23 protein-coding genes are annotated in these 24283 nt (G+C 61.9%); 11 read left to right on the forward strand and 12 right to left on the reverse strand.

Features of this window, described 5'->3' with window-relative positions:
* The first annotated feature begins 277 nt into the window (after window positions 1-277).
* Entirely contained in the window at window positions 278-937 is a 660-nt protein-coding gene (locus ACODTY_RS16770) for a class I SAM-dependent methyltransferase (RefSeq protein ID WP_488995357.1), read from the forward strand.
* Between the two features lie 6 nt (window positions 938-943).
* On the opposite strand, the gene ACODTY_RS16775 is transcribed toward ACODTY_RS16770, so the two are convergent.
* The 11 genes from ACODTY_RS16775 to ACODTY_RS16825 all read right to left on the reverse strand — a co-directional run bounded on the left by ACODTY_RS16775 (window position 944) and on the right by ACODTY_RS16825 (window position 13123).
* Entirely contained in the window at window positions 944-2008 is a 1065-nt protein-coding gene (locus ACODTY_RS16775; protein WP_488995358.1) for an ABC transporter ATP-binding protein, read from the reverse strand.
* A 17-nt stretch (window positions 2009-2025) separates the two neighbouring features.
* Window positions 2026-2817 carry an ABC transporter permease gene (locus tag ACODTY_RS16780; protein WP_488995359.1) on the reverse strand — a complete coding sequence of 264 codons (792 nt, stop codon included), beginning with the start codon at window positions 2815-2817 and terminating at the stop codon, window positions 2026-2028.
* Window positions 2814-3686, reverse strand: coding sequence for an ABC transporter permease (locus tag ACODTY_RS16785; RefSeq protein ID WP_488995443.1), 873 nt, complete (start codon window positions 3684-3686; stop codon window positions 2814-2816). The genes ACODTY_RS16780 and ACODTY_RS16785 overlap by 4 nt, the downstream gene beginning before the upstream one ends.
* A gap of 111 nt (window positions 3687-3797) precedes the next feature.
* Window positions 3798-4904: an ABC transporter substrate-binding protein gene (locus ACODTY_RS16790; protein ID WP_488995360.1), complete on the reverse strand. Its 1107-nt coding sequence runs from the start codon at window positions 4902-4904 to the stop codon at window positions 3798-3800.
* Window positions 4905-5122: 218 nt separating this feature from the next.
* Entirely contained in the window at window positions 5123-6295 is a 1173-nt protein-coding gene (locus tag ACODTY_RS16795) for an iron-containing alcohol dehydrogenase (RefSeq protein WP_488995361.1), read from the reverse strand.
* Window positions 6296-6313: 18 nt separating this feature from the next.
* Window positions 6314-7702 (reverse strand): aldehyde dehydrogenase family protein, encoded by a 1389-nt coding sequence (locus ACODTY_RS16800; protein ID WP_488995362.1) that lies wholly within the window; start codon window positions 7700-7702, stop codon window positions 6314-6316.
* Window positions 7703-7770: 68 nt separating this feature from the next.
* Window positions 7771-9141: a glutamine synthetase family protein gene (locus ACODTY_RS16805; RefSeq protein WP_488995363.1), complete on the reverse strand. Its 1371-nt coding sequence runs from the start codon at window positions 9139-9141 to the stop codon at window positions 7771-7773.
* Between the two features lie 96 nt (window positions 9142-9237).
* The gene (locus tag ACODTY_RS16810; protein WP_488995364.1) at window positions 9238-10302 is read right to left on the reverse strand and encodes a TRAP transporter substrate-binding protein; all 1065 of its coding nucleotides are present in this window, start codon (window positions 10300-10302) and stop codon (window positions 9238-9240) included.
* 127 nt (window positions 10303-10429) lie between these two features.
* Window positions 10430-11755 carry a TRAP transporter large permease gene (locus tag ACODTY_RS16815; protein WP_488995365.1) on the reverse strand — a complete coding sequence of 442 codons (1326 nt, stop codon included), beginning with the start codon at window positions 11753-11755 and terminating at the stop codon, window positions 10430-10432.
* Window positions 11752-12255 carry a TRAP transporter small permease subunit gene (locus tag ACODTY_RS16820; protein WP_488995366.1) on the reverse strand — a complete coding sequence of 168 codons (504 nt, stop codon included), beginning with the start codon at window positions 12253-12255 and terminating at the stop codon, window positions 11752-11754. Before ACODTY_RS16820 ends, ACODTY_RS16815 begins: the two co-directional genes overlap by 4 nt.
* 19 nt (window positions 12256-12274) lie before the next feature.
* Window positions 12275-13123 carry an N-formylglutamate amidohydrolase gene (locus ACODTY_RS16825; protein ID WP_488995367.1) on the reverse strand — a complete coding sequence of 283 codons (849 nt, stop codon included), beginning with the start codon at window positions 13121-13123 and terminating at the stop codon, window positions 12275-12277.
* Window positions 13124-13279: 156 nt separating this feature from the next.
* On the opposite strand from ACODTY_RS16825, the gene ACODTY_RS16830 reads away from it, so the two are divergent.
* The 9 genes from ACODTY_RS16830 (at window position 13280) to ACODTY_RS16870 (ending at window position 22679) form a co-directional block, all read left to right on the forward strand.
* Window positions 13280-14107, forward strand: coding sequence for a MurR/RpiR family transcriptional regulator (locus ACODTY_RS16830; RefSeq protein ID WP_488995368.1), 828 nt, complete (start codon window positions 13280-13282; stop codon window positions 14105-14107).
* 127 nt (window positions 14108-14234) lie between these two features.
* Window positions 14235-14873: a GntR family transcriptional regulator gene (locus ACODTY_RS16835; protein WP_488995369.1), complete on the forward strand. Its 639-nt coding sequence runs from the start codon at window positions 14235-14237 to the stop codon at window positions 14871-14873.
* Window positions 14874-14875: 2 nt separating this feature from the next.
* Complete coding sequence (locus ACODTY_RS16840) at window positions 14876-16045, forward strand: M20 aminoacylase family protein (protein WP_488995370.1); 1170 nt, start codon at window positions 14876-14878, stop codon at window positions 16043-16045.
* Between the two features lie 39 nt (window positions 16046-16084).
* Window positions 16085-16366, forward strand: coding sequence for an Lrp/AsnC ligand binding domain-containing protein (locus ACODTY_RS16845; protein WP_488995371.1), 282 nt, complete (start codon window positions 16085-16087; stop codon window positions 16364-16366).
* A 214-nt stretch (window positions 16367-16580) separates the two neighbouring features.
* On the forward strand, window positions 16581-17741 hold the full coding sequence (locus tag ACODTY_RS16850; RefSeq protein WP_488995372.1) for an efflux RND transporter periplasmic adaptor subunit: 1161 nt from the start codon (window positions 16581-16583) through the stop codon (window positions 17739-17741).
* Window positions 17742-17754: 13 nt separating this feature from the next.
* Complete coding sequence (locus tag ACODTY_RS16855) at window positions 17755-20883, forward strand: efflux RND transporter permease subunit (protein WP_488995373.1); 3129 nt, start codon at window positions 17755-17757, stop codon at window positions 20881-20883.
* A gap of 105 nt (window positions 20884-20988) precedes the next feature.
* A complete protein-coding gene (locus ACODTY_RS16860) occupies window positions 20989-21468 on the forward strand; it encodes a MaoC family dehydratase (protein ID WP_488995374.1) in 480 nt (159 codons plus the stop codon).
* 116 nt (window positions 21469-21584) lie between these two features.
* The gene (locus tag ACODTY_RS16865) at window positions 21585-22229 is read left to right on the forward strand and encodes a TetR/AcrR family transcriptional regulator (protein WP_488995375.1); all 645 of its coding nucleotides are present in this window, start codon (window positions 21585-21587) and stop codon (window positions 22227-22229) included.
* Between the two features lie 201 nt (window positions 22230-22430).
* Window positions 22431-22679: a DUF680 domain-containing protein gene (locus ACODTY_RS16870; RefSeq protein ID WP_488995376.1), complete on the forward strand. Its 249-nt coding sequence runs from the start codon at window positions 22431-22433 to the stop codon at window positions 22677-22679.
* 91 nt (window positions 22680-22770) lie between these two features.
* On the opposite strand, the gene ACODTY_RS16875 is transcribed toward ACODTY_RS16870, so the two are convergent.
* Complete coding sequence (locus ACODTY_RS16875; RefSeq protein ID WP_488995377.1) at window positions 22771-22998, reverse strand: hypothetical protein; 228 nt, start codon at window positions 22996-22998, stop codon at window positions 22771-22773.
* 219 nt (window positions 22999-23217) lie between these two features.
* On the opposite strand from ACODTY_RS16875, the gene ACODTY_RS16880 reads away from it, so the two are divergent.
* Entirely contained in the window at window positions 23218-24174 is a 957-nt protein-coding gene (locus tag ACODTY_RS16880; protein WP_488995378.1) for a sugar-binding transcriptional regulator, read from the forward strand.
* Window positions 24175-24283: the final 109 nt, after the last annotated feature.

The raw sequence follows: 24283 nt of genomic DNA on the forward strand, positions 1-24283 counted from the left end.
CCGCCGCCCTAACCGTTGCCCGGTGCGCAGCCGGTTCCCGCAAGAGCGATGGGGCGGATTATGGGGGAGGTGCGGAGAGGGGTGGATAAGTGGGGAGGAAGATTTTTCGGGAAGTTAGCAGGAACAAGGGGTTGGCATGGGGTGTGGACAGAAGATTGGTTCGTTCGGTCCACACCCCATGCCAACCATATCGAAAGAATGGCGGGCAGCAGAATTGTCTTGGGGGAGACAGCAAGCGGCTTTATTCTGGCACGCAGCAAACGGCTGGATCAGCGCCATGCCCTCCGCACCGGACACCCCCGCCGCCCACGAGATCGGGCGGCAACAGCATTGGAACAGCACCTACCGGACCAAGGGCGAAACCGGCGTAAGCTGGTTCGAGCAAACGCCGGACCTGTCGCTGCAAATGATACTCGAAACCGGAGCCGGTCCGGAATCCCCGCTCATCGACATCGGCGGCGGAGCTTCGCATATTGTCGACGCATTGCTGCGAAAAGGCTGGAACTCGCTTGCCGTGCTCGACGTGTCACGCACAGCGATCGAAACCGCGCAGGCACGCCTTGGCGGGGACGCGGCGAAAATCGACTGGATCGTGGCTGACGTGACAAGCTGGATACCGGAGCGCAGCTACCAGGTCTGGCACGACAGGGCGACCTTGCACTTCCTCACCCAAGCTGCGGAGCGAGAAGCCTATATAGAGCGGCTGCGTCTGGCCCTGGTTCCGGGCGGCCACGCCATCATTGCAACATTCGCACCGGATGGGCCGGAGCGGTGCAGCGGCCTGCCGGTGCACCGCTACGACCCGCAAATGCTGGCAGACACCATTGGCAAGGGCTTCGAACTTGTAAGTTCCCGCCGCCATGTCCACACCACGCCATGGGGCTCGCCGCAGGCATTCCAGTTCAGCCTGCTGCGGCGCAACCAGAACGGGTCCTAGAGCGGCCTAGTGCAGTACGAGCACGTCGCCGGACGAGAAGCTGATCTCGGCATTTTCGCCGACCACCGGAGGCGGCGTGGTCGAATTGTTGAAGGTATCGAGCGAGACGCTGCTGCCGCCGATGCCAACGCGCACGCGAATGACCGAGCCGAGGAAATGAACGTCGGAAATCTGGCCTGACAGGCTGGCGTCGTTGCCGGGCCGGCGCCCAAGTGAAATCGCTTCGGGCCGGAGCGCGAGCGAGAGCATGTCGCCGGTCTTGGAGCCGTTGAGCTTGCCCTTCAGCGAAATCTCTTCGGTGTTGACCTTGACCTTGCCGCTGGCCGCGTCGCTGACGGTGCCTTCGAGAACGTTCAGCGTGCCGACGAAATTGGCGACGAACTTGGTTGCGGGGCGGTTGTAGATTTCGAACGGCGCGCCGACCTGCTCGGCCTTGCCGCCATACATGACGGCGATGCGGTCTGAGATCGACAGCGCCTCTTCCTGGTCATGCGTAACGAAGATGGTGGTGATGCCGAGCTGCTTCTGGATAGCGCGGATTTCCTCGCGCAGCGACACGCGCACCTTGGCATCGAGCGCCGAAAGCGGCTCGTCGAGCAAGAGCAGCTTCGGCTTGGGTGCGAGTGCACGGGCAAGCGCGATGCGCTGCTGCTGGCCGCCGGAGAGCTGGTAGGGGTAACGGTCGCCGAACTGCGGCAGCTTGATCATTTCGAGCATCTCGGCGACGCGCTTGTCCGCATCCGCCTTGGCCACGCCGGCAACCTTCAAGCCGAAGCCGATGTTCTGCGCCACTGTGAGATTGGGGAAAAGCGCATAGGCCTGGAACACCATGCCGACATTGCGCTGGTTCGGCTTGAGATAGGTGATGTCCTTGCCGCCGACATAGATGCTGCCGGCGGTCGGCTCTTCAAAGCCGGCAACCATACGCAGCACCGTGGTCTTGCCGCAGCCGGACGGCCCGAGGAAGGAAACGAATTCGCCGCGCTCGACGTCGAGATTGAAGTTTTCCACCACAGTGGTTTGACCGAACGCCTTGCTGACGCCCTGGATGCTGAGAAACGGATCGGCCATGGGTCAATATCTCCGGATCAGTTCGGACGGTTAGCCGACTTGGGGGCAAAGCGCGACAGCACCTGGATGACCGACATGCAGCCCCAGGTGATGGCAAAGGCGATGATGGCGAGCGCCGCCGGTTCATAGGCCCGGTTGGCGCCGACCAGCTGCATGTAGGGACCGAAGGCCGGTCGGTTGAGCAGGCTTGCAAGCGTGAACTCGCCGATGACGATGGCGAAGGTGAGGAAAGCCCCCGACAGGACCGCGATCAGCACGTTTGGCAAGATGATGCGGCCGATGATTGTGGTCCAGCCGGCGCCGAGGATCTGGGCGGCTTCGGTAAGCGTCCTGACGTCGATTGTTCGAAGGCCGGTGTCGACGGCGCGGTACATGTAGGGCAGCGCGAGCGTCGCATAGCCGATGATGAGCAGGACATCGGTGCCGCGCGCCGAGGCAAGGAACGGCAAAGGCGAGTTGGAGCCGTACATGCGGATGTAGCCGAACACGATGACGATGGCCGGGATGATGAGCGGCAGAAGCGTGATGAACTCGACGACGGGACGCAGGTGCGGCATGCGCAGCCTGATCCAGTATGCGGTGGGCACGACGATGAGAACGCCGAGAATGATGGTGAAGACGGCGACGATAACCGAGTAGCTGAACGTCTGCTGGAAACGCGCATCGCCCAGCACCACCGAATAGGCGTCGAACGAGTATTCGCCGCGGCGCATGCGCAGCGAGAACTCGAAGGTCGCGATCAGCGGAATGAAGAAATAGCAGGCCCCGAGGATGAAGGTCACCCAGGCCCAGAAGCGGCCGGTCTTCATTTGAGCCACCTTTCGCTGCGCACGCGGAACCAGATGTAGAACACGTTGGCGATGCCGGTGATGACGATCATGCCGAAGGCAAGCGCGTAGCCGAGGTTCGGGTTGTGCAGCACGTCGCCGCGCATCTGGGCATAGAGCTTGATGGGCACGATGCTGAGCGAGGAGCCGGTGAAGGCATAGGCCGTTGCGATGGCGCCGAAGGCATTGGCGAACAGCAGGATGACGGTGCCGAGGAAGCTCGGCCAAAGGACTGGTATGATGACCATGCGCCAATATTGCCAGGTCGTTGCGCCGAGCGTGGCGGCGGCCTCGCCCCATTCCTTCTTCAGCCCGTCGATCGCCGGCGTGATGATGACGATCATCAACGGGATCTGGAAATAGAGGTAGACGGCGATGAGGCCCCACGAGGTCAACAGGTTGAAACCCATGCCGTAGATGTTGAGGCCGAACACATCACGCATGATGACGGTGACGAGGCCGAGACGGCCGAGCGTGGCCAGGAAGGCGAAGGCCAGCGGGACGCCGGCGAAATTGGAGGCGACGCCGGAAAAGGTCATGGTGCTGGAGCGCACCCAGTTGGGCAGCCCGCCGCGCACGATGGCGATGGACATGGCAAGACCGATGAAGGCGCCGATGGTGGCCGACCAGAAACTGATCTTGATCGACACCCAGTAGGACAGGCGGATCGAGGGGTCCTGGAACAGCATCCAGATGTTTTCGAGCGTGTATTCGCCCGCCGCGTTCTGGAACGCGCCCATGACCAGATAGAGCGTGGGCAGGATCAGGAACATCAGCGCGAAGATGAAGAACGGCGCGACCCCGATCCATTGGGTCGCCATGCGCACGCTCGAGCGCCTTGCGGGCGGCATCACCCCGGTCGTCTCGCTGGTCGCGGTTGCGCTGATATTCGCCATCCTGGTATCCGGCCTGCCGGGAAAGGGAGGGACCGGGCGGCGCTGGCCGCCCGATCCCCGGTTGGATTACTGCACGTTGGCGCCGACCACCGAATCCCAGTTCTTGGTGATGGCTTCCTTGGCGGCAGCCTGCTCATCGAGAGTTGGGAACACGGCAGCTTCATAGGCTGCTGCCGGCGGCAGCTTGTCGAGCAGGTCCTGCGGGATCACGCCGCGCTTGGCCATGTCGTTGAAGCGGATCGGGTGGCAATATCCCTTGAGCCAGCCGAGCTGGCCTTCGTCGGAATAAAGATACTCCATCCACAGCTTGGCTGCGTTCGGGTGCGGCGCATAGGCGCTGATGGCCTGAACGTAGACGCCTGCGACAACGCCGGTGGCGGGAACGACGACGTCGACCGGCGGGTTGCCGTTCAGCGTGTCGCGGCCGGACAACGCGTTGTAGTCCCAGGTGATCAGGATCGGCGTCTGGCCCTGGGCCAGCGTTGCCGACTTGCCGATGACAGGCACGAAGTTGCCCTTGGCGTTGAGCTCCTTGAAGAACTCGAGGCCAGCGGTACCTGCGGCTTCGCCAGCAGCAGCGCCCTTCGACAGACCGGCGGCGTAAACGCCCTGGATGGCCTGGTTGGAGGCGCGCGGATCACCCGCGAGAGCGACCGAGTTGGCGTATTCCGGCTTGAGCAGGTCGGCCCAATCCTTCGGCGCTTCCTTGACGAGGTCCTTGTTCACCTCGAAGGCGAGAACGCCGTAATAGTCGCCATACCAGTAGCCTTCGGCGTCCTTTGCCGACTCAGGGATCGAATCCCAGGTCGAGACCTTGAAGGGCTGGATCAGGCCGTCGGCCTTGGCCTGCGGACCATAGGACAGGCCGACGTCGATGACGTCGGGCGCCTGCGGACCCTTGTTGTCCTTGTTGGCCTTGATGGCCTCAACTTCGTCGCTGGAGCCAGCGTCGGGGTTGAGTTCGTTGATCGTGATCTCCGGATACTTCTTCTTGAAGCCGTCGATCACCGCACCGTACCCGCACCAATCGTGCGGCAGGGCGATGGTCGTGAGCTGACCTTCCGCCTTGGCGGCGGCAACCAGCTCGTCCATCGACTGGGCGGACGAAATGGCCGAGGTCACCATGAGGGTGGCCGCCGTAAGGGAAAGCACCTTCCCCGCAAACTTGAACATTGTGTTCTCTCCGTTGAACTGACGCCGTAAGACGCCTGCGATGCGGTATCGGGTTCATGTGACGGTTAGATGAAACCTAAATGAAGCCAACCCGCCGCAGTACGAAAATCTAACTCTATTTAAGCGGTTGTAGCAATTAGCCCGGACTTATTTTTCCGGCTAATTGTTTATGATCCTCCCCATCACCTTTCGTTGATTTTCGTTTGACTGGCAGACACTCACACCGTGCCCTCGATTGCCTTGTCGAGCAACGAGAGCGCGGCCTTCTTGGTGAGCTTGATCGGGTTGCCGCCGGCGGTGGGATCGACCACGGCCATGTCGGCAATCAGGCTCTTGCGCTTCTTGTCCATGTCGAGCCCCTTGATGAGGCCCGGCAGGGCGTGCGGCACCTTGAGTTCCTTCCGCAGCTTGATGATCGCCTTGGCAAAACCGTCGAAGCCGCCCTTGATGCCGCAATAGGCGGCAAGGCGCACGATCTTGTCTTCGATCGCGTCGCGGTTGAAGGCGATGACGTAAGGCATGAAGACCGCATTGGTCATGCCGTGATGTGTATCGTAGAGCGCGCCGATCGGGTGCGACAGCGAGTGGATGGCGCCTAGGCCCTTCTGGAACGCGGTCGCGCCCATGGCGGCCGCCGCCATCATGTTGGCGCGCGCCGTCAAATCCTTGCCGTTGGCAAAGGCCTTGGGAAGGTTTTCGAACACCAGCCGGATGCCTTCGACGGAGATGCCGTCGGCCATCGGATGGAAGCCCGGCGCGCAATAGGCCTCGAGGCAGTGGGCAAGCGCATCCATGCCGGTGCCCGCGGTGATGAAAGGCGGCATGCCGAACGAAAGTTCGGGATCGGCAAGCACGATGCCGGGCAGCATCTTCGGATGGAAGATGACCTTCTTGGTGTGGCTTTCCTCATGCGTGATGACGCCGGCGCGGCCGACTTCCGAGCCGGTTCCGGCAGTCGTCGGCACCGCGACGATCGGCGCGATGGCGTCGGAATTGGCGCGGGTCCACCAGTCGCCGATGTCCTCGAAATCCCACACCGGACGGGTCTGGCCGGCTTGGAAGGCGATCAGCTTGCCGAGGTCGAGCGCGGAGCCGCCGCCGAAGGCGATAACGCCGTCATGCTTGCCCTTCTTGAAGGCTGCGATGCCGGCGGTGAGGTTGGATTCGACCGGGTTCGGCTTGACCTCGGAAAAGACGCCGTAGGGCACCTTGGCGTCTTCGAGGATCTTCAGCGTCGAGGCGACGACGGGAAGCTTGGCAAGGCCCGGATCGGTGACGAAAAGCGGCCGCTTTATGCCGGTGGATGCAAGCGCATCAGGCAGTTCCTTGATGCGGCCGGCGCCGATGCGGACGGTGGTGGGGTAGTTCCACTTGGAGACAAATTTGGACATGTCTTGTTCTTTCGAAAATCAGATCGTTTCGCGCAGGTGATAGGATTTCGGCCGTGTCAGGTTGTCGTAGCCGATGGCTGACAGCGCCGCGCCCTTGCCGGTGTCCTTCACGCCGGTCCAGACAAGTGCGGGATCGAGGTAGTCGCAGCGGTTCATGAACACGGTGCCGGTTTCGACGCGGTCGCCGATGGCCACGGCATGATCGGTGTCGCGCGTCCAGATCGAGGCCGTCAGCCCATAGGGGCTGTCGTTCATCAGGGCGATGGCTTCCTCGTCGTTCCTCACCTTCATGATGCCGACGATCGGGCCGAAGCTTTCCTCGCGCATGACGCTCATCTGGTGATCGACGCTGGTCAGCACTTCCGGCGCGAGATAGGGCGAGCCGGCGACGTCCTTTTCGACCTTCATGTTGATGTGGGCCTTGGCGCCCTTGCGCAGCGCCTCGGCCTTCTGCTCGCGGATCAGGTCGGCGAAACGCGCCTGCGCCATCGGCCCCATGGTGGTGGCCTGGTCGAGCGGGTTGCCGACGACGTAGTTCTTCGTCTCCGCGATGAAGCCTTCGACGAACTCGTCATAGACCTTCTCGTGCACGTAGACGCGCTCGATGCCGCAGCAGCACTGGCCGGAATTGAAGAACGCGCCATCGACCAGATTGGCGACGGCATGGTCGAGCTTGGCATCCGGCAGGACATAAGCCGGGTCCTTGCCGCCGAGTTCGAGCCCAAGCGTCATGAAGGTGCCTGCCGCAGCCTTTTCAATGGCGCGGCCACCGGCGACGGAGCCGGTGAAATTGACATGGTCGATCTTGCCGGAGCCGAGCAGCTTTTCGGTCTGGGCATGATTGAGGACGAGGTTCTGGAAAACATGCTTGGGCAGCCCGGCCTTTTCGAAGGCCTGGGCGAAACGCTCGCCGACCAGCAGAGTTTGCGCGGCGTGCTTCAGGATGACGGTGGAACCGGCCATCAACGCCGGAACGATGGTGTTGACGGCGGTGAGGTAAGGATAATTCCACGGCGCGATGACCATGACCACGCCAAGCGGGTCTTTGCGCACATAGCGGCGGAAGCCGTCCTTGGGGTTCGACGCCAGCACCGGCTTCAACGCCTGCTCGGCGATTTCGACCATGTAGGTGACGCGTTCCTTGACGCCGCCGAACTCGCCGCCATAGCGGACCGGGCGCCCCATCTGCCAAGCGATCTCGGGAACGATGTCGTCGGTCATAGCGACAAGGTTTTCCAACATGGCAAGCATGTACTTGCCGCGCTCGGCAATCGAGGTCTGCGCCCAGGCAACCTGTGCGGCGCGCGCGCGTTCGACGGCAGCATTAACGGCCTGATCGCTTGCAATCGGCCGCTCGACATAGATCGAGCCATCAATAGGGGATTTCAGCTTGACCGTTTCGGTCATTGTTTTCGTCCTTCAATCAGTGTTTGGGGCAGTTGGGGAGGCGTTGGCTGCCCAGTTCCGTTGCTCAATCAATAGCGCTCGAAGCCGCGATGCAATTCCCAATCGGTGATGCGGCGGTCGTATTCGAGCTGTTCCCAGCGCGCGGTGTGGACGTAGTGCTCGACCACATCGTCGCCCAAGGCCTGCCGCAACATCTTCGACTTGGAGAACGCCTCGGTCGCATCGCGCAAGGTCTTCGGAATCTCCGGCAGGCGAGCGGCCTGGTAGGCGTCGCCGACGAACGGCTTTTGCAACTCAAGCTTCTCGTCGATGCCGGCAAGGCCGGCGGCGATCAAGCCGGCAAAGGCAAGATACGGGTTGAGATCCGCGCCGCCGATGCGGCACTCCATGCGGATGCCCTTGGTGCCTTCGCCGCACAGGCGGAAACCGGCGGTGCGGTTGTCTTCCGACCACATGATCTTGGTCGGGGCAAAAGTGCCGGACTGAAAACGCTTGTAGGAATTGATGTAGGGCGCAAGCAGCAGCGTGAACTCCCGCGCGTATCTGAGTTGTCCGGCCGACCACTGCCGGCCGAGTTCGGACAGTGTCCACGGTGCGCTCTTGTCGAAGAACAACGGCGTCTTGCCGTCGGCGCTCCACAGCGAATTGTGGATATGGCTGGAGTTGCCGGCCAGTCCGTAATTGTACTTGGCCATGAACGACACAGCCTTGCCCTCAATGTCGGCGATTTCCTTGGCGCCGTTCTTCAGGAAGACGTGGCGATCCGCCATTTCGAGCGCTTCGGCGTACCGGACGTTGATCTCTTCCTGCCCCGGCCCCCACTCGCCCTTGGAGTTCTCGATCGGGATGCCGGCCGCATTCATGTCGTTGCGCAGCCGGCGCATGTAGCCTTCTTCCTTGGTGGTGATGCTGATGAGATAATCACCGATATAGGGAGAGGCGGTGTTGAGGTTCTGCCAGTGCTTGGCCCGGGCGGATTCGTAGGTTTCGGAAAACAGGTAGAATTCCAGCTCCGAGGCGAAGAAGCCCATATAGCCGCGCTCGGCGAGCCGCTTGATCTGCTTTTTGAGGATGCCGCGCGGCGAATGCGGCAGGTCGTCATGCGTGTGGTGGTCGAGCACGTCGCACAGGACCAGCGCCGTCTTTTCCAGCCATGGCACGAGGCGGATGGTGGACAGATCGGGTTTCAGCACGAAGTCGCCGTAACCCTTCGACCAGCTTGCCGCCTTGTAGCCCGGCACCGGTTCCATATCGATGTCGTCGGCCAGCAGGTAGTTGCAGCCATGCGTTTCGTCATGCGCTGACTGGACAAAGAACGAGGCCAGAAACCGCTTGCCGATCAGGCGACCCTGCATATCGGCGGCGCAGGCCAGAACCGTGTCGATGGCACCATCGGCAACCGATTTCTTCAACTGATCGAAAGTAAGGTTTCCGCTCATTCTTTTCCTGCTCCGGCGCCGGTCCTGGCGCATCGAGTTTCAACACGAGAGCCGGCCGCTGGAGCGGCCGGCTTGTAGTTTCATCCAGAACACATCTTAGCTGTAGCGGTACGGTGCGCCAGCCTTGACCATGGATTCGTTGTACTTCTTGATGATCTCGACGACCTTTGCCGAACGCGGGCTCTGGCCCGAAACTTCGTCCCAGAACTTCACGGCTTCATCTTCCACCTGCTTCCATTCGGCCGCAGGTATCGTCGTCAATTCCAGCTTGCCCTCGTTGCGGTACTTGGCTTCGCCCGCCCAGTACCAATGCTGGCGATAGTAGTGCGAGCTGTCGATGGCCAGGCGGTAGAGCTGCTGCAGATGTTCCGGAACGGCGTTCCACTTGTCGGTGTTGACGAAGTAGGAGCCGGCCCAGGCACCCGAGACCGGGTTGGTGAGGTAGTACTTCAACACATTGGCCCAGCCGACCGTGTGCATTTCGGTGATGCCGCACCAGCACACGCCGTCGAGCTCACCTGTCTGCATCGCCGGTTCGACGTCTTCATAAGGCAGCGAAACCGGCACGACGCCGAACTTCGACAGGAACTGGCCGCCGGTCGGGAAGGTATAGACGCGCAGGCCCTTGAGGTCTTCCAGCGACTTGACCGGCTTGGTAGTGCCGAAGTTGCACGGGTCCCACGCGCCCGAGCTCAGCCAGGTGACGCCGGGGATTTCGGCATAGGCCTCTTCCCAGATTTCCTTCAGGCCGTGCCAGTGCCACAGCGCCGGAACGTCGAGCGAGTAACGCGAGGCAAGCGGGAAGTAGGCGCCGAACACCTTGACGTCGACGGGAGCCGCGGCGGAGTCGTCATCGCTCTGCGCCGCATCGATGGTGCCCGACTGCACGGCGCGGAACAGTTCGCCCTGCGGCACAAGCTGGTCGGCGGTGTAGAGCTCGATCACCATCTCGCCATTGGCGGCCTTGTTGAACCAGTCGATCGAATTCTTGATGACATGCTCGGCAAGAGCCGGGCCCGCATAGGTCTGCAAGCGCCACTTGATCGGGCTCTGCGCCTTCACGTAGGGCGTGGCCAATGCGGTGGCGCCGACTGCGCCTGCACCCGTCAGGATGGATTTGCGCAGGAAGTCGCGTTTGTTGAGGGTGGTTTTGTCGGTCATCTCACAAGTCTCCCGTTGTTAGCCTAGGTTAGATTTCGAAAGGAGGCGGAATACCCGCCTCCCGGCGCTTCTGTGTGTCGTGCATCGATCCCCTTTTTTCTTTTTGTCTTGTTGTCGGCATCCCTCGCTACTGACCCTTGTAGACCTGGGGCAGCCACAGCGCGATCTCCGGGAAGATCATGATGATCACCAGCGACAGCACCATGAGGAAGAAGAATGGAATGATCGAGCGATAGATGTCGATCAGCGTGACCTCGGGAGGCGCCATCGCTCGCATGAGGAACAGGTTGTAGCCAAAGGGCGGCGTTATGTACGCGATCTGGCAGGTGATGGTGTAGAGGATGCCGAACCAGATCGGATTGAAGCCAAGGCTGATGACCAGCGGGATGTAGAGCGGCGCAACGATGACCAGCATCGCCGTGTCGTCCAGGAACATGCCCATGACGACGAAGGAAAGCAGCATCAGGATCAGGATGGTCCAGGGCGAGAATTCCCAGGTGTCGAGCAGCAGCGTCTTGACCGCCTTCACCGCGCCAAGCCCGTCATAGACCGAGCTGAAGCAGAGCGCGCCGAGGATGATCCACATGAACATGCACGAGATGCCGAGCGTGTTGCGCGTCGAATCTTCAAAGACCTTGCGATTGAGGTTGCCGCCCCACCACGCGGCCAGCGTGGCGAGGGCAGCACCCACGGCCGAGCTTTCGACGAGGCTGGTGGTGCCCGACATGAACAGGCCCATCATGATGAAGAAGATGGCGAGCGGCAGGATGCCCTGGCGCAGCAGGGCGAACTTCTCGGCACGCGTGATCTGCGCCCTTTCCTCTGCCGGCAGGGCGGGTCCGATATCGGGCTGCAACAGGCAGCGGATATAGACGTAGGCGGCAAAGATGAACGCCATCAACAGGCCCGGACCGACGCCGGCGAGCCACAGGTCCAGCACCGGCTGGCGCGCGATCATGGCGAACAGCACAAGCACGACGCTTGGCGGGATGAGGATGCCGAGCGACGAGCCGGCCTGGATGACGCCGGTGACCATGACCTTGTCGTAGCCGTGGCGCAGGAGCTGCGGCAGCGCGATGGTTGCGCCGATGGCCATGCCGGCGACCGACAGGCCGTTGAGCGCCGCGATCAGGACCATGAGGCCGATGGTGCCGAGCGCAAGGCCGCCGCGCACCGGACCGAACCAGACATGGAACATGCGGTAGAGGCCTGACGCGATGCCTGATTCCGACAGCATGTAGCCCATGAAGATGAAGAAGGGCACGGTGATCAGCGGATACCAGTTCATCACCTGGAACGAGGCGTTGAAGGGCATCTCGAACGAGCCCTGCCCCCATAGCCAGAGCGCCGCCGCCGAGCCGACGAAGCCGATGACGCCGAACACGCGCTGGCCGGTCATCAACAGCACCATCATGGTGCCGAACATGAAGAGGGTGATGAATTCGGAACTCATGCGATCGGCTTTCCGCGCGCTATGGCGACGTCTTTGATGAAAGTGGAAATGAGTTGCAAAAGCATCAGGAAGATACCGAACGTCATGATGGTCTTGATCGGCCACAGGGGCGGCGCCCAGGCGGTGTAGTTTTTCTGGCCGTAGACGATGGCGTAGTTCGTGCTCGACAGGCCGCCGCCGAACAGCACCACGAGATAGAAGATCACGAACAGGATGGTGATCGCATCGGTGACCGCGCGGCGGCGCGCCGAAAGCCGGCCATAGAACAGGTCCATGCGCACATGCTGGTCGAGTTGCAGCGCATAGGCGCCGCCGAGAAGATAGTAGGCCGACAACAGGAACTGCGACATCTCCAGCGCCCAGTTGATGGGAATGCCGATTGCAAGGCGCGAGATCGTAGAGGCGAGCAGGATCGCGCCCATGACGAAGAACAGATACATCGCGACCCGGCCCACGCGGTAGTTGAAGGCATCGACATATCTGACAAAGAGCTGAGCCATTCTCGGTCCTTCTTGTCGCTTAGACGGTTGATCGGCGGGTCTGCTGGTTCGTGACGTTTGCGGGCGGTGCACTCGCCCTTTCAGTGAAGGCCGGAGCCCGCGAGCCGGAGGCGATTTCGATCTTGGGCAGGATCGCCGCCAGTAGCTCGGCCCATCTGGCCTGCCCTGCCCCAGTGGCGATTTCGTTATTGCGGATCTCGATCATGGCGCAGGCAAGCCCGCGCGAACGCGCATGGCGCTCCAGCGTGAAATAGACCAGATCCGCCGGCGAATAGGGTTCGTTGGCGCCGACGACGATGCCCGCGACGGCGTTGAGCGCCCTCAGAAGCGGCGTGGCGATGCGCTCGTCCTCGTCATGGATGATGCCGATATGCCAGGGCCGCGCCTTCGAGAAATAGACCGGCGTGTAGGAATGCACCGAAACGAGGCGCGTTTCGCGGCCTGCTGCGGTGCGCTCGTCGATGGTGCGCTCGATGGTGTCGTGGAACGGACGCCAGGCGAGATCGATACGGGCCTGCCGCTCGGCCTGCGTGAGGTTGGCGTTTGCCGGAACGCTCGTCGTTTCGCTGACCTCCGAAATCAGGTTCGGCGCATCGAGCGGACGGTTGCAGTCGATGACGAGACGGGAGACGCAAGTCTCGATCAGCGTGGCGTCAAGCGCCTGCGCCAGAAGCTTGGCCACGGGAAGCGCGCCGGGGTCCCAGGCGATGTGACGCGTAAGCTCGCTCGGATCGAGGCCGAGCGTGCCGAATTCGGGCGGAATGAAATTGGAAGCGTGGTCGCAGGTGAACAGGTACGGGCTCGATCCGCCCGGATTCGTCACCTCGACCGTCGCGGCCGATGCAAGGCTGTCTGGCTCACTCCCCATAGCCAAATAGTCTCCCCGAGGCGCCGTATCATATGTTACGTATTTTGTTCAGTTGCGCCACTCTGGATGATTTCATACACATTGTTCGAGTTTGTCAAATGTGTTTTGTGAGTGCGGGGCAGCAATGCGATCCATCGCCTTGGGATTAACAAACAGATGACCTCCAGTATCGCTGAACTGATCGCCGAACGCCTCGACGCGATGCCCGCAGGAGAGCGGCGGGCGGCACAGACGCTGATTGCCAACTATCCGCTGATCGGCCTGAGGACGGTGGCGGATTTCTCCCAGCAGGCAGGCGTGTCGTCGCCGACGATCCTGCGCTTCGTCGCCAGGCTTGGCTTCCACAACTATCCCGAATTCCAGTCGGCGCTCCAGGACGAGTTGGCCGCGCAATTGCAGTCGCCGGCATCGCGGACGTTGGCGCCAGCGGCGGCTGGCGGCGGCACAGCATCGCCGATGCTGGAGGCGACGCTCGACAATCTGCGCGAGACGTTCCGGCACATCTCGGACCGCCAGCTGACCGATATTGCGACGAAACTTTCCGACCGGCGCGGCCACATGTTCCTGATCGGCGGACGCTTCACCGATCCGCTCGCCCGCTACATGGCGGCGCATATGGCGATCATCCGCCCCAACGTGTTCCATCTGTCCGGGCAGGAGAGCATCTGGCGCGACCGGCTGATCGACATGGGCAAGCACGACGTGCTGCTGATCTTCGACATCCGCCGCTACCAGGAAAGCCTCGTCCGCTTTGCCGAAAAGGCGCACCAGCGAGGGGTTCAGATCGTGCTGATCACCGACCAGTGGCTGTCGCCTATCGCGCGCTTCGCCAGGCATGTGATTGCCGGGCGCACGGCCATGCCCTCGGCGTGGGACTCCTCGGCCTCCCTGTTCGTCATCGCCGAAACGCTGATCGACGCGGCGACGCGCCAGCTGGACACCGAAGGCACGCGCCGCATCCGCGAAATGGAAGAGCTGCGCTAGAGCGTCTTCAGGCGGCGGCCAAGTTTCCATGTGCCGATACGGTTCTCAAGGTGTCACCGCGAGGTCGAGCGCCCGCCAGAGGTTTCGGCGTTGACATTGTATCCAGAAATAATTATTGGATACAATTATGACAACAGACACACAGAAGACGCAAGCCGAATCCGCTGCCGACCAGATCAGGGCGTTGATCCTGAACGGCACGCTTCGCCCCGGACAGCCGCTGCGACAGGAAGCGTTGTCGGAACAGCTCAACATCAGCCGCACGCCGTTGCGGCATGCGCTGCAGTCGCTCGCCGAGGACGGGTTGGTCGAGGCCACCGGCTACAAGGGCGCAAGGGTCGCAAAGCTTGAGCAAGGGGTGGTCGACGATTTGTTCGAGATGCGGCTTTTGCTGGAGCCGCTGGCACTCAGCTCCGCCTTTCGGCACCACAGCAAACTCGATTTTGCCAAGGCCGAAATGGCTCTCGACGCCGCCGATGCAGCATCGGACCCGTCCAAGCTTTCGGAGATGAACTGGGATTTCCATCATGCGCTATACGGCCCGTCGAACCGACAGACGCTGTTGCGAACCATAGAGCAGCTCAACAAGGCGTCGGCCCTTGCGGAGGTGATTGCGAGTTCCATTGCGGCCCGCCCTGAAAAATCGGCTGCCGAACATCGCAGACTGCTCGAGGCCTGTCGGCGGGGCGACGAAGCCGGCGCGGTTTCGATCCTGCGCGAGCATTTGCGCCAGGCCCATGACAGCATAAGAAACGGGAAATCCTAGCAATGCCCATCAAGAACAGGATCGCTGAATTTCAACGCGAAATGACCGAGTGGCGGCATCATCTGCATGCCAATCCCGAACTCTCCTATCAGGAGTATGAAACCGCCAGCTTCGTCGCCGAAAAACTTCGCTCTTATGGCATCGAAGTTACGGAAGGCGTTGGTGGAACCGGCGTGGTGGGTGTGCTTTACGGCAATCATAAGAGCGAGCGTTCCATCGGGCTGCGCGCGGACATGGATGCGCTGGCGATCGAAGAACGCAATGATTTTGCGCATCGCTCCACGAACAAGGGCGTCATGCATGCCTGCGGGCACGACGGACACACAACGATGCTTCTCGGCGCTGCCCGCTACCTTGCCGAGACGCGGAATTTCGCAGGCCGCGTCGTCTTCATATTCCAGCCTGCCGAGGAGATGGGCGGCAGCGACGGCGGCTCGGCACGCATGATCCGCGAGGGTCTTTTCGAGAAATTCCGCTGCGACGAGATTTACGGCTTGCACAATTGGCCGGGCATGGACATTGGAACCTTTGCCGTGAAGGCGGGACCGATGATGGCGTCGGGCGACGGTTTCGATATCGAGGTGTCATCCACCGGCATGCACGCTGCGCAACCGCAGAAGGGAGCCGATGTTGTCCTGACGGCCGGGCACATCCTCGTCGCGCTCCAGCAGATCGCTGCACGCAACACCGATCCGCTGGATGCAATCGTTGTCAGCGCCACACAAATTCATGGTGGCGACGCCTACAACGTCTTGCCGAACAACGTCACCATTCGCGGCACCGTCCGGGCGTTCTCTCCCCAGGCCCGCGCGGCTGCGGAGCCTGCGGTGCGCCGCATCGTCGAGGGTATCGGCATGTCAACCGGCGCGCAGTGCAAGATTTCCTATGTCCAGCAATATCCGACGCTCATCAATTCGCCTTCTGCCGCCGTCTCGGCAGAGGCTGCAGGATCGGACGTGTTCAACAGCGTCGAGACCAATCCGCCGCAGACCATGATCGTCGAGGACTTCGCGTTCATGCTCGAGGATCGGCCCGGATGCTATGGCTGGATCGGTAACGGGCCGGATGACAATGGTCGTATTCTTCACAGCGCATGGTACGATTTCAACGATGAAGCGCTGCCCTTCGGAGCCTCATATTTCGCATCGCTCGTCGAGGCGAGGCACAACTAGCGCATTATGACCGCGCGGGCGTCACCCGGAGCAGGCGTCATGGCGCAGCCGCAACCCCTTGCCGCAAACGCCAGGATTCCGATCTGGATCGAATTGGAGGCGCTCAACAAGAGTGTCGTGGAACGGTTTGAACGCTCGCTGCGACATCATCCAGCAATCGAAGAATGCTACGCGGTGGCCGGCAACACGGACTACCTGCTGTTCGTTTCCGTAAACGAGATAGAGGAGTTCGAGAGCATTCATCGCAACATCCTCTCGAAGCTTCCCGGCGTCAAAAAGATCCGGGCCGAATTTCTCTTGTGGCGCGTGCTTCCAGCTTGAGGGGAGATTTTTGGCCATCGAGTCGAAAACGTCGCGCCGAATTATCAGGGCTTGGAGCCGCCAACCTTACGCAGAATTAATGTGCTTTGGGACCGGACAATTGTCATAACGGCCCTGTACCGCGCATTGTTCGCGATTTGCCGGTATAATGCGTCGTCTTGTTTCGGTGTTACGAACCGGCTGACGCAATATCAGATTGCATACCGGAGCCCCGATGACCGCCTGGAAACAGCTCGTTTTGGCACTTGTGATCCTTGTCGCGGCGGTCGCCGCCTGGGTCAGCTTTTTCCCGGGAGCACCCGAAGTGCTGGCCCGCTGGGGCATCGAATGGGCGCACGCCTCGACGGCGAAGACCGAAACCGGTTCAATTCGGCGTGATGCGCAGGGCGGAAATTCGGACCGCCAGCAGGTCATGGTCGTTGCCGCACCGGCGACCACAGCCACCATCAACGACCGCCTGCAGGCTATCGGCACAGGCCGCGCCAAGGCGACCGTGGCCGTCACCCCCTATGGATCGGGACGCCTGACGGACATCCTCGTCCAGTCCGGCGCGCATGTCGAAAAGGGTGAGGTTATCGCCGAACTGGATTCGGCAACCGAAGAAATCGCCGTCGAGCGCGCCAAAGCCGAACGCGATGACGCCGTGGCCAAGGCCGAGCGCGTGCGCCAGTTGCGCGCCTCCAACGCGGCAACGCAGGTGCAGTTGACCGACGCCGAACTGGCATTGCGCAACACCGAGCTTTCGCTGCACGACGCGCAAGTGGCGCTGGAGCGGCGCTCGATCACCTCCCCCATTTCCGGTGTCGTCGGCATCCTGCCGATCGAGGCAGGCAACTACGTCACCAGCCAGTCTTCCATCGCCACCATCGACGACCGATCGAGCATCCTTGTCGATTTCTACGTGCCGGAGCGCTTTGCCTCCGCAATCAAGATCGGCGCTGCGATCAAGGCGACGCCGCTAGCCAATCCGGACAATGAGTACAGCGGCGCGGTTTCGGCGATAGATAATCGCATCGACGAGAAAAGCCGCACGCTTTGGGTGCAGGCGGCGATCGCCAATCCGTCGGATTCGCTGCGCGCCGGCATGTCTTTCCAGATCGGCATGCAGTTTGCCGGCGACACTTACCCTGCGGTCAGCCCGTTGGCCGTGCAGTGGGGCACCGATGGTGCTTTCGTGTGGACGGTGGAAGACGGCAAGGCCAAGCGCGTGCCGGTGCGCATCGTCCAGCGCAATACGGATAGCGTCCTTATCGACGGGCAGATCAAGCCGGGCGCCATCGTCGTGACCGAAGGCGTGCAAAGCGTTCGCGACGGCGGCGGCGTGAGCGTTGCGGCAGGCGGTGCATCGCCAGCCGTCGAAGCCGACGGCTCGTGAGCGGGATGCCGCAATGACGGAAGAAACCAAAAACAGCGAAACGGGACTGACGGCGCTCTTTATCCGTCGCCCGGTGCTGGCCTTCGTCCTTAATACGCTGATTGCCGTTGCCGGCCTTGCTGCCTTCTACGGTGTGGAGGTGCGCGAACTGCCGGACGTGGACCGGGCGGTGATTTCGGTCAACACCACCTTTACCGGCGCGGCAGCCGAAACCGTCGACCGCGAGCTGACCGACATACTCGAAGGCGCGGTAGCCCGTGTCTCGGGCGTCAAATCGATCTCGTCGCGCTCGACCTTCGGCTCCAGCCGCGTGACCATCGAATTCAACGACGGTGTCGATCTCAACGTCGCGGCCTCCGATGTGCGCGATGCCGTCGGACGTGTCGCCAACCAGATTCCGGACGAAGCCGATACACCGCGCATCGTCAAGGCGGACGCCAATTCCGATGCCGTGATGCGCTTGGCCGTGACCTCCGACACCATGTCTGTCGAGGACATGACGACGATTGTCGAAGACCAGATCGAGGACACGCTGGCCGCGGTTCCTGGTGTCGCCGACGTGCAGATTTACGGCGACCGCGAGAAGATCTTCCGCATCGACGTCAACCAGGCGAAGCTCGCGAGCCTCGGCTATACCGTCGCCGACCTGCGTCGCGTACTGGCCTCGGTTGCTTTCGATTCCCCGTCCGGCTCGATCACCACCAGCGACCAGAACCTGATCGTTCGCACCACGGCGGACGTGACCACGCCTGAAGCCTTCGAGCAGATCGTCATCGACGGCACGACCCACATAGGCGACGTGGCAACCGTGACGCTTGGCCCCGACATCGGCCAGAGCACATTGCGCTCGGATGGCAAGACAGGCATCGGCATCGGCATCGTGCGTGCCGCGGAATCCAATACGCTCGATATTTCGAACGGCGTGAAGGCGGTGGTCGCCAAGCTTCAGGAAAGCCTTCCGCAAGGCATGAACATCAAGATCACCAGCGATGACGCGGTGTTCGTCAACGGCGCGGTGCACGAAGTCGAGATCGCGCTGATGCTGGCCGTGTCGATCGTGCTGATCGTCATCTATGTGTTCCTGCTCGACTGGCGCGCAACACTGATCCCCGCCCTGTCGATGCCGGTGGCGATGATCGGCACCATCGCCGCCATCTACCTCGCCGGTTTCTCGATCAACATCCTGACGCTGCTGGCGCTGGTGCTGGCGACTGGCCTTGTCGTGGACGACGCCATCGTGGTGCTGGAAAACATCGTGCGAAGGCGCAACGAAGGACTGGGGCCGCGTGCCGCCGCCGTGCTGGGTGCAAAGGAAGTGTTCTTCGCCGTCATCGCCACCACAGCAACGCTGATTGCCGTGTTCGTGCCAATCTCGTTTTTGCCCGGCCAGACGGGCGGCCTGTTTCGCGAATTCGGTTTCGTGCTTGCCATGTCGGTGCTTCTGTCCTGCGTCGTGGCGCTGACGCTTTGCCCGATGCTGGCGTCGCGCATGCTGAGCGGTGCTTCGCTTCACCATGAGGGCAATCGCGGCATTGGCGGCAGGATCGGCAAGAAGCTTGGCGATTTCTATCGGCGCAGCCTGCGCATGTGCCTCAACGCACCGTGGCTGGTCGTGCTGGTGGCGCTTTTGTTTGCCGGCACCGCCTTTGCCCTGTTCGGCACCATCCGCCAGGAATTGACGCCGACGGAAGACCGCTCGGCCGTGCTGTTGCGCATCAATGCGCCGCAAGGCGTGAGCCTTGACTACACCGCCTCGCAGATGCGCGAGATCGAAGCGCTGATGCAGCCGATGCGCCAGTCGGGCGAGATCCAGAGCACCTTCCAGTTTGCCGGCAACAACGGCGCCTACAACAGCGGCTTCATGGTGGTGACGCTGGCGCCGTGGAACGAGCGCACGCGCAGCCAGCAGCAGATCATGGCCGAGATACGCAAGCTTGCGGAAAAGGTGCCGAGCCTGCAGGTGTTCCCGGTCCAGCCGAACAGCCTGGGCATACGCGGCGCCGGCAACGGCTTGCAGTTTGCGCTGGTGGGTAACGACCGCGCGGCGCTGAGCCAGGCGGCGAACAAGGTCATCGATGCCCTGCATGACGATCCGCGCTTCGAGCAGCCCCGGCTGTCCGTCGACCCGACCCAGCCGCAATTGGCGGTGGCCATCGACAGGCAGCGGGCCTCCGACCTCGGCATCGACATCACCGGCCTTGCCAACACCATGCAGGCGATGCTGGACGGCAACGACATCGGCGACGTCTATATCGGCGACCGCTCCTTTGGCGTGAAGCTGGTGTCCACCACCAACCCGATCAACGACCCGACCGACCTCGAGAACGTATTCCTAAAGACCGGCGACGGCCGCTACGTGCCGATGTCGACCATCGCAACGCTGACGGAAAAGGCGGTTCCGCCGACGCTTGAGCGCGAACAGAAGCAGGCTTCGGTGGCCATTACGACCAACCTCGCGCAGGATTTCGCGCTGGGCGACGCGCTGAACACGGTAGAAGGCATCGCCAACCCGCTGTTGCCGGCAGGCGCACGCCTTTTGCCGCTGGCCGAGGCGGCAACGCTTGGCGAAACCAACAGCGGCATGATCACCATTTTCGGCTTCGCGCTCGTCATCATCCTGCTCGTGCTGGCGGCGCAGTTCGAAAGCTTCGTTTCCGCCATCATCATCATGGCGACGGTACCGCTGGGTCTCGCCTGCGCCATCATCGCGATGCTCATAACCGGCACCAGCCTCAACGCCTACAGCCAGATCGGCCTTGTGCTTCTGGTGGGCGTGATGGCGAAGAACGGCATCCTGATCGTGGAGTTCGCCAATCAGTTGCGCGACCGCGGACTGGGTGTGCGCGAAGCAATCGAGGAAGCCTCCAACATCCGGCTGCGGCCGGTGATGATGACGATGATCTGCACGGTGCTCGGCGGCCTGCCTCTGGTGCTGGCGAGCGGCGCGGGCGCCGAGGCGCGCATTGCTCTGGGCTGGGTGATCGTCGGCGGTCTCGGCCTTGCCGCGATCTCGACGCTGTTCCTGACGCCCGTCGCCTACCTGTTGCTTGGCCGCTTCGTGCAGCCGAAATCGCATGAGGAAGCGCGCCTGAAGCGCGAACTCGAGGAAGCCGCCTACACCAACATGGAACCGGCCGAGTAGCTCCATCGGCATATCGGGATTTCAGTTGCGCCGGATGACAAGCCCGGCGCAACCCTCTATTGGTGCCCGCGCAAGCGACAGGGCCCGAGAAGAGAAACGATCCGAATGACCCCGATCACACTTGAGCAGCTTCTCGACAGCGTCGGCAAGGAAGTCGGCGTCTCGCCTTGGCGCGTGGTTTCCCAGACCATGATCGACCAGTTCGCCGATGCGACCGACGACCACCAGTTCATCCATTGCGACCCCGAGCGCGCGGCGCTGGAGACGCCGTTCGGCGGCACCATAGCCCACGGCTTCCTGCTGTTGTCTCTGCTGTCGGCGATGACGTTCGAGACGCTGCCGCCGCTGGAAAAGGGCAAAATGGGCGTCAACCACGGCTTCGAGCAGATCCGCTTCCTCGCACCGGTCAAGACCGGCTCGCGCATCCGCGCCCGTTTCCTGCTTGCAGACGTCAAGGCACGCCCGTCGGGCTGGGTGCAGGTAACGCACGACGTGACGGTTGAAATCGAGGGTGCCAAGAAGCCGGCGCTGACCGCCCGATGGCTGACCCTGACCTTTGCCGAACCTGAAACCCGGCAGGCCTGACGCAGCTTTTTGAAAACAGGTTGATGCGCATCAACCATGTTCCCCTACGGCATCTTGCCCCCTCTCCCACGGCCTTTATATAGGAATCCGGCGGCGGGAATGAGAAAGGTGACCGGGTGTTGCACAACGCCAAGCAGCGTCGCGAATTGCACAAGGAGAATCTGCGCTCCGAACTGATCACCGCCGCACACAGGCTCGTGCAGGAAGAAGGCTACGACGCCTTGACCATCCGCAAGCTGGCGGCGCGCGTGGGCATGGCCCCGATGTCGGTCTACTCGTATTTCAGGGACAAGCAGGAAATTCTCTATGCGTTGGCCGAAGACGCATTCGAGGGGCTTGCGCGGCGCATTGAGCAGAACCGCCCGGACGATCCGCTGGACGCGCTGCGCGCCGTGATGATCGAATACGCCGTCTTCGGGCTTGGCAATCCGAACGAATACCGCATCGTGGCGGGCACCGAACACATGACGCCGCCGGAAAAGCTCGAACCCGGACAGCCGGACGAGCGCAACCCTGCAATGGAACTTTTGATCGGGCGCATCGAGGCCTGCGTCAATGCAGGCAAGCTGAGAGGCGATCCCCGAGCCATCGCGACCATGATGTGGGCGATCGGGCACGGCGCAATTCTGCTGCTGATCTCGTTTCCAAGCTACAAGTTCGGCGACCCGCAGCAATTCGTCGAGCGCATGTACGATCTGGCGCTGGCAGGATTCAAGTCAGGACCCATTGCACCGTTGAGCGACGAGCCGGCAACCTGCTGAGCCGGTAAGTGATTACTCTCCGCGACATCATCCGAAGGCAATTTCTACGGTCCTTCAAGTTTGGACGCACGCTTCCACAGCGCGTGCTTGCCGTAACGTAAGGAAAAAGTCGTACACGTACAATTTTCCTTGAATTCGACCTTACGTAAGGTTAGATTTTCAACCGTACACGTACGAAATTTACCACCACCCGAACGGAGAATGACGGTGAAAACAACCGCTTTCGCCCTTGCGACCCTGCTTGCCTTGTCCAGTGGAGCAATGGCCGCCCAATCCACCCAACCCGTAGCGACCAAGGCTGATACGGCAATGACCTGCGCGCAAAGCGCCACCAAGCTCGACTGTTCCTCGACCGGATCGCTAGAAAAGTCGAAGCCTACCGTTGCGCCGAGCGAGGGACCGAGACTTGGCATCGGCGTCAACCCGTGGATCATGCCGTCGACGTTTTGACGGCAATCATTTCATGCAGGATGGACAACCGGCGGACCACCGCATGGCCCGCCCGGTCGTCTCCCGTCTGCGCTGGCTCATCTGCGAGTAACTAGCGCCCCGGCTTGCGGCCTTTCACGGTCTTTGCCTTGCCCGGCTTGGCCGGCCCGCCGGGGATGGCGCTGGAGGTAACCGAGACCGGATCGCTGGCGGGGAACGTGTCTTCAAGACCCTCTTCCAGCTCTTCTTCGTTGATGTCCTCGCGCCTCTCCTTTTCGAGCGATTTCACCGCTGAAGTCTTGCCGCGCTTGGCGGCGTCTGGTTTTGCATGACCGGCCATCGTCATATCTCCCTGAGCGTCATCCAAACGTATGGGTCGATCAGGCCCGCCGCAAGACGGGCGGTATTCCAGATGGATGTCGGGCCCAAGCCTGGCCGCACATTCCACCATCAATCGTTTCGGGTAAATGCTCTTGTCGATGGACAATTGCTTCAAAGCTTGCATAGTAACTTCCGCGATTGAAGGAATGCTCATGTCCCAGCGAGGACCGACCAAATAATGAACAACCGCCCGGAAAGTGGCGGCGGCAGGTTGGACGACGCCGCCCGCGCAGGTTGGCTTTATTACGTGGCCGGCAACACGCAGGACCAGATTGCGGCAAAGCTCGGCATCTCGCGCCAGACTGCACAGCGACTGGTTTCGCTGGCCGTATCCGAACGGCTCATCAAGGTCCGCGTCGACCATCCGATCGCCAACTGCCTCGACCTGGCGGCGCGGCTGAAAGCTCGCTTTGCTCTCGATCTGGTCGAGGTGGTGCCAAGCGACCCCACTTCGCAATCAACCACCATCGGCATTGCCGAGGCCGCCGCCGCGGAAATCGAAAAGCGCCTGCTTTCGACCGAACCGATTGTGATGGCGATCGGCACCGGGCGCACACTGAAGGCGGCCATCGAGCAATTGCCGTCGATGGATTGCCCGCACCACAAGGTGGTGTCGCTGACCGGAAACATCTCGCCGGACGGTTCGGCCGCCTTCTACAACGTGATTTTCACGATGTCGGACCGCGTCAAGGCGCGGTCCTTCCCGATGCCGCTGCCGGTCATCGCCTCGTCGCCGAAAGAGCGGGAAATGCTGCTTAGCCAGCCGATGATCCAGCCTACGCTTGAACTGGCGGCAAAGGCCGATGTCACCTTCGTCGGCATTGGCGACCTTGGCCCCAACGCGCCGCTCTATGAGGACGGCTTCATCACCAAAACCGAATTGAAAGCGCTGCAAAAAGCCGGCGGCGTGGCCGAGATCGTCGGCTGGGTGTTCGATCACGAAGGGCGCTTCATCGAAGGCATCACCAACGACCGCGTTTCGTCAGCGCCGCTACCTTCACGGGAGAGCTCGCTGGTTGTCGCGCTTGCCATGGGCGAGCGCAAGCTGCCCGGCATACTGGCGGCGATGAACCGGCGCCTGATCAACGGCCTGATAACCGACGAGCGCACGGCGGCAGCAGCCCTCGCCGGCTGATCCCGCCTGATCGGCTGTCGCCGATCTCCAATCCCCACGTCCCGTTTTCCTGGCCGGCCATCAGTTTGCGCCGGTGGAAAGATCATGCCTCACCCGCCCCGTCTCGGGA

It is taken from the genome of Mesorhizobium sp. FG116 (genome assembly GCF_057809835.1).

Bases quoted from the DNA above. Each gene is read 5' to 3' on its own strand.
- ACODTY_RS16840 (WP_488995370.1), top strand. From the start codon at position 14,876: ATGCCCATCAAGAACAGGATCGCTGAATTTCAACGCGAAATGACCGAG.
- ACODTY_RS16820 (WP_488995366.1), bottom strand. From the start codon at position 12,255: ATGGCTCAGCTCTTTGTCAGATATGTCGATGCCTTCAACTACCGCGTG.
- ACODTY_RS16860 (WP_488995374.1), top strand. From the start codon at position 20,989: ATGACCCCGATCACACTTGAGCAGCTTCTCGACAGCGTCGGCAAGGAA.
- ACODTY_RS16825 (WP_488995367.1), bottom strand. From the start codon at position 13,123: ATGGGGAGTGAGCCAGACAGCCTTGCATCGGCCGCGACGGTCGAGGTG.
- ACODTY_RS16855 (WP_488995373.1), top strand. From the start codon at position 17,755: ATGACGGAAGAAACCAAAAACAGCGAAACGGGACTGACGGCGCTCTTT.
- ACODTY_RS16815 (WP_488995365.1), bottom strand. From the start codon at position 11,755: ATGAGTTCCGAATTCATCACCCTCTTCATGTTCGGCACCATGATGGTG.
- ACODTY_RS16850 (WP_488995372.1), top strand. From the start codon at position 16,581: ATGACCGCCTGGAAACAGCTCGTTTTGGCACTTGTGATCCTTGTCGCG.
- ACODTY_RS16835 (WP_488995369.1), top strand. From the start codon at position 14,235: ATGACAACAGACACACAGAAGACGCAAGCCGAATCCGCTGCCGACCAG.
- ACODTY_RS16875 (WP_488995377.1), bottom strand. From the start codon at position 22,998: ATGGCCGGTCATGCAAAACCAGACGCCGCCAAGCGCGGCAAGACTTCA.
- ACODTY_RS16785 (WP_488995443.1), bottom strand. From the start codon at position 3,686: ATGCCGCCCGCAAGGCGCTCGAGCGTGCGCATGGCGACCCAATGGATC.
- ACODTY_RS16790 (WP_488995360.1), bottom strand. From the start codon at position 4,904: ATGTTCAAGTTTGCGGGGAAGGTGCTTTCCCTTACGGCGGCCACCCTC.
- ACODTY_RS16880 (WP_488995378.1), top strand. From the start codon at position 23,218: ATGAACAACCGCCCGGAAAGTGGCGGCGGCAGGTTGGACGACGCCGCC.
- ACODTY_RS16830 (WP_488995368.1), top strand. From the start codon at position 13,280: ATGACCTCCAGTATCGCTGAACTGATCGCCGAACGCCTCGACGCGATG.
- ACODTY_RS16780 (WP_488995359.1), bottom strand. From the start codon at position 2,817: ATGAAGACCGGCCGCTTCTGGGCCTGGGTGACCTTCATCCTCGGGGCC.
- ACODTY_RS16845 (WP_488995371.1), top strand. From the start codon at position 16,085: ATGGCGCAGCCGCAACCCCTTGCCGCAAACGCCAGGATTCCGATCTGG.
- ACODTY_RS16870 (WP_488995376.1), top strand. From the start codon at position 22,431: ATGACGGTGAAAACAACCGCTTTCGCCCTTGCGACCCTGCTTGCCTTG.
- ACODTY_RS16810 (WP_488995364.1), bottom strand. From the start codon at position 10,302: ATGACCGACAAAACCACCCTCAACAAACGCGACTTCCTGCGCAAATCC.
- ACODTY_RS16800 (WP_488995362.1), bottom strand. From the start codon at position 7,702: ATGACCGAAACGGTCAAGCTGAAATCCCCTATTGATGGCTCGATCTAT.
- ACODTY_RS16770 (WP_488995357.1), top strand. From the start codon at position 278: ATGCCCTCCGCACCGGACACCCCCGCCGCCCACGAGATCGGGCGGCAA.
- ACODTY_RS16775 (WP_488995358.1), bottom strand. From the start codon at position 2,008: ATGGCCGATCCGTTTCTCAGCATCCAGGGCGTCAGCAAGGCGTTCGGT.
- ACODTY_RS16795 (WP_488995361.1), bottom strand. From the start codon at position 6,295: ATGTCCAAATTTGTCTCCAAGTGGAACTACCCCACCACCGTCCGCATC.
- ACODTY_RS16805 (WP_488995363.1), bottom strand. From the start codon at position 9,141: ATGAGCGGAAACCTTACTTTCGATCAGTTGAAGAAATCGGTTGCCGAT.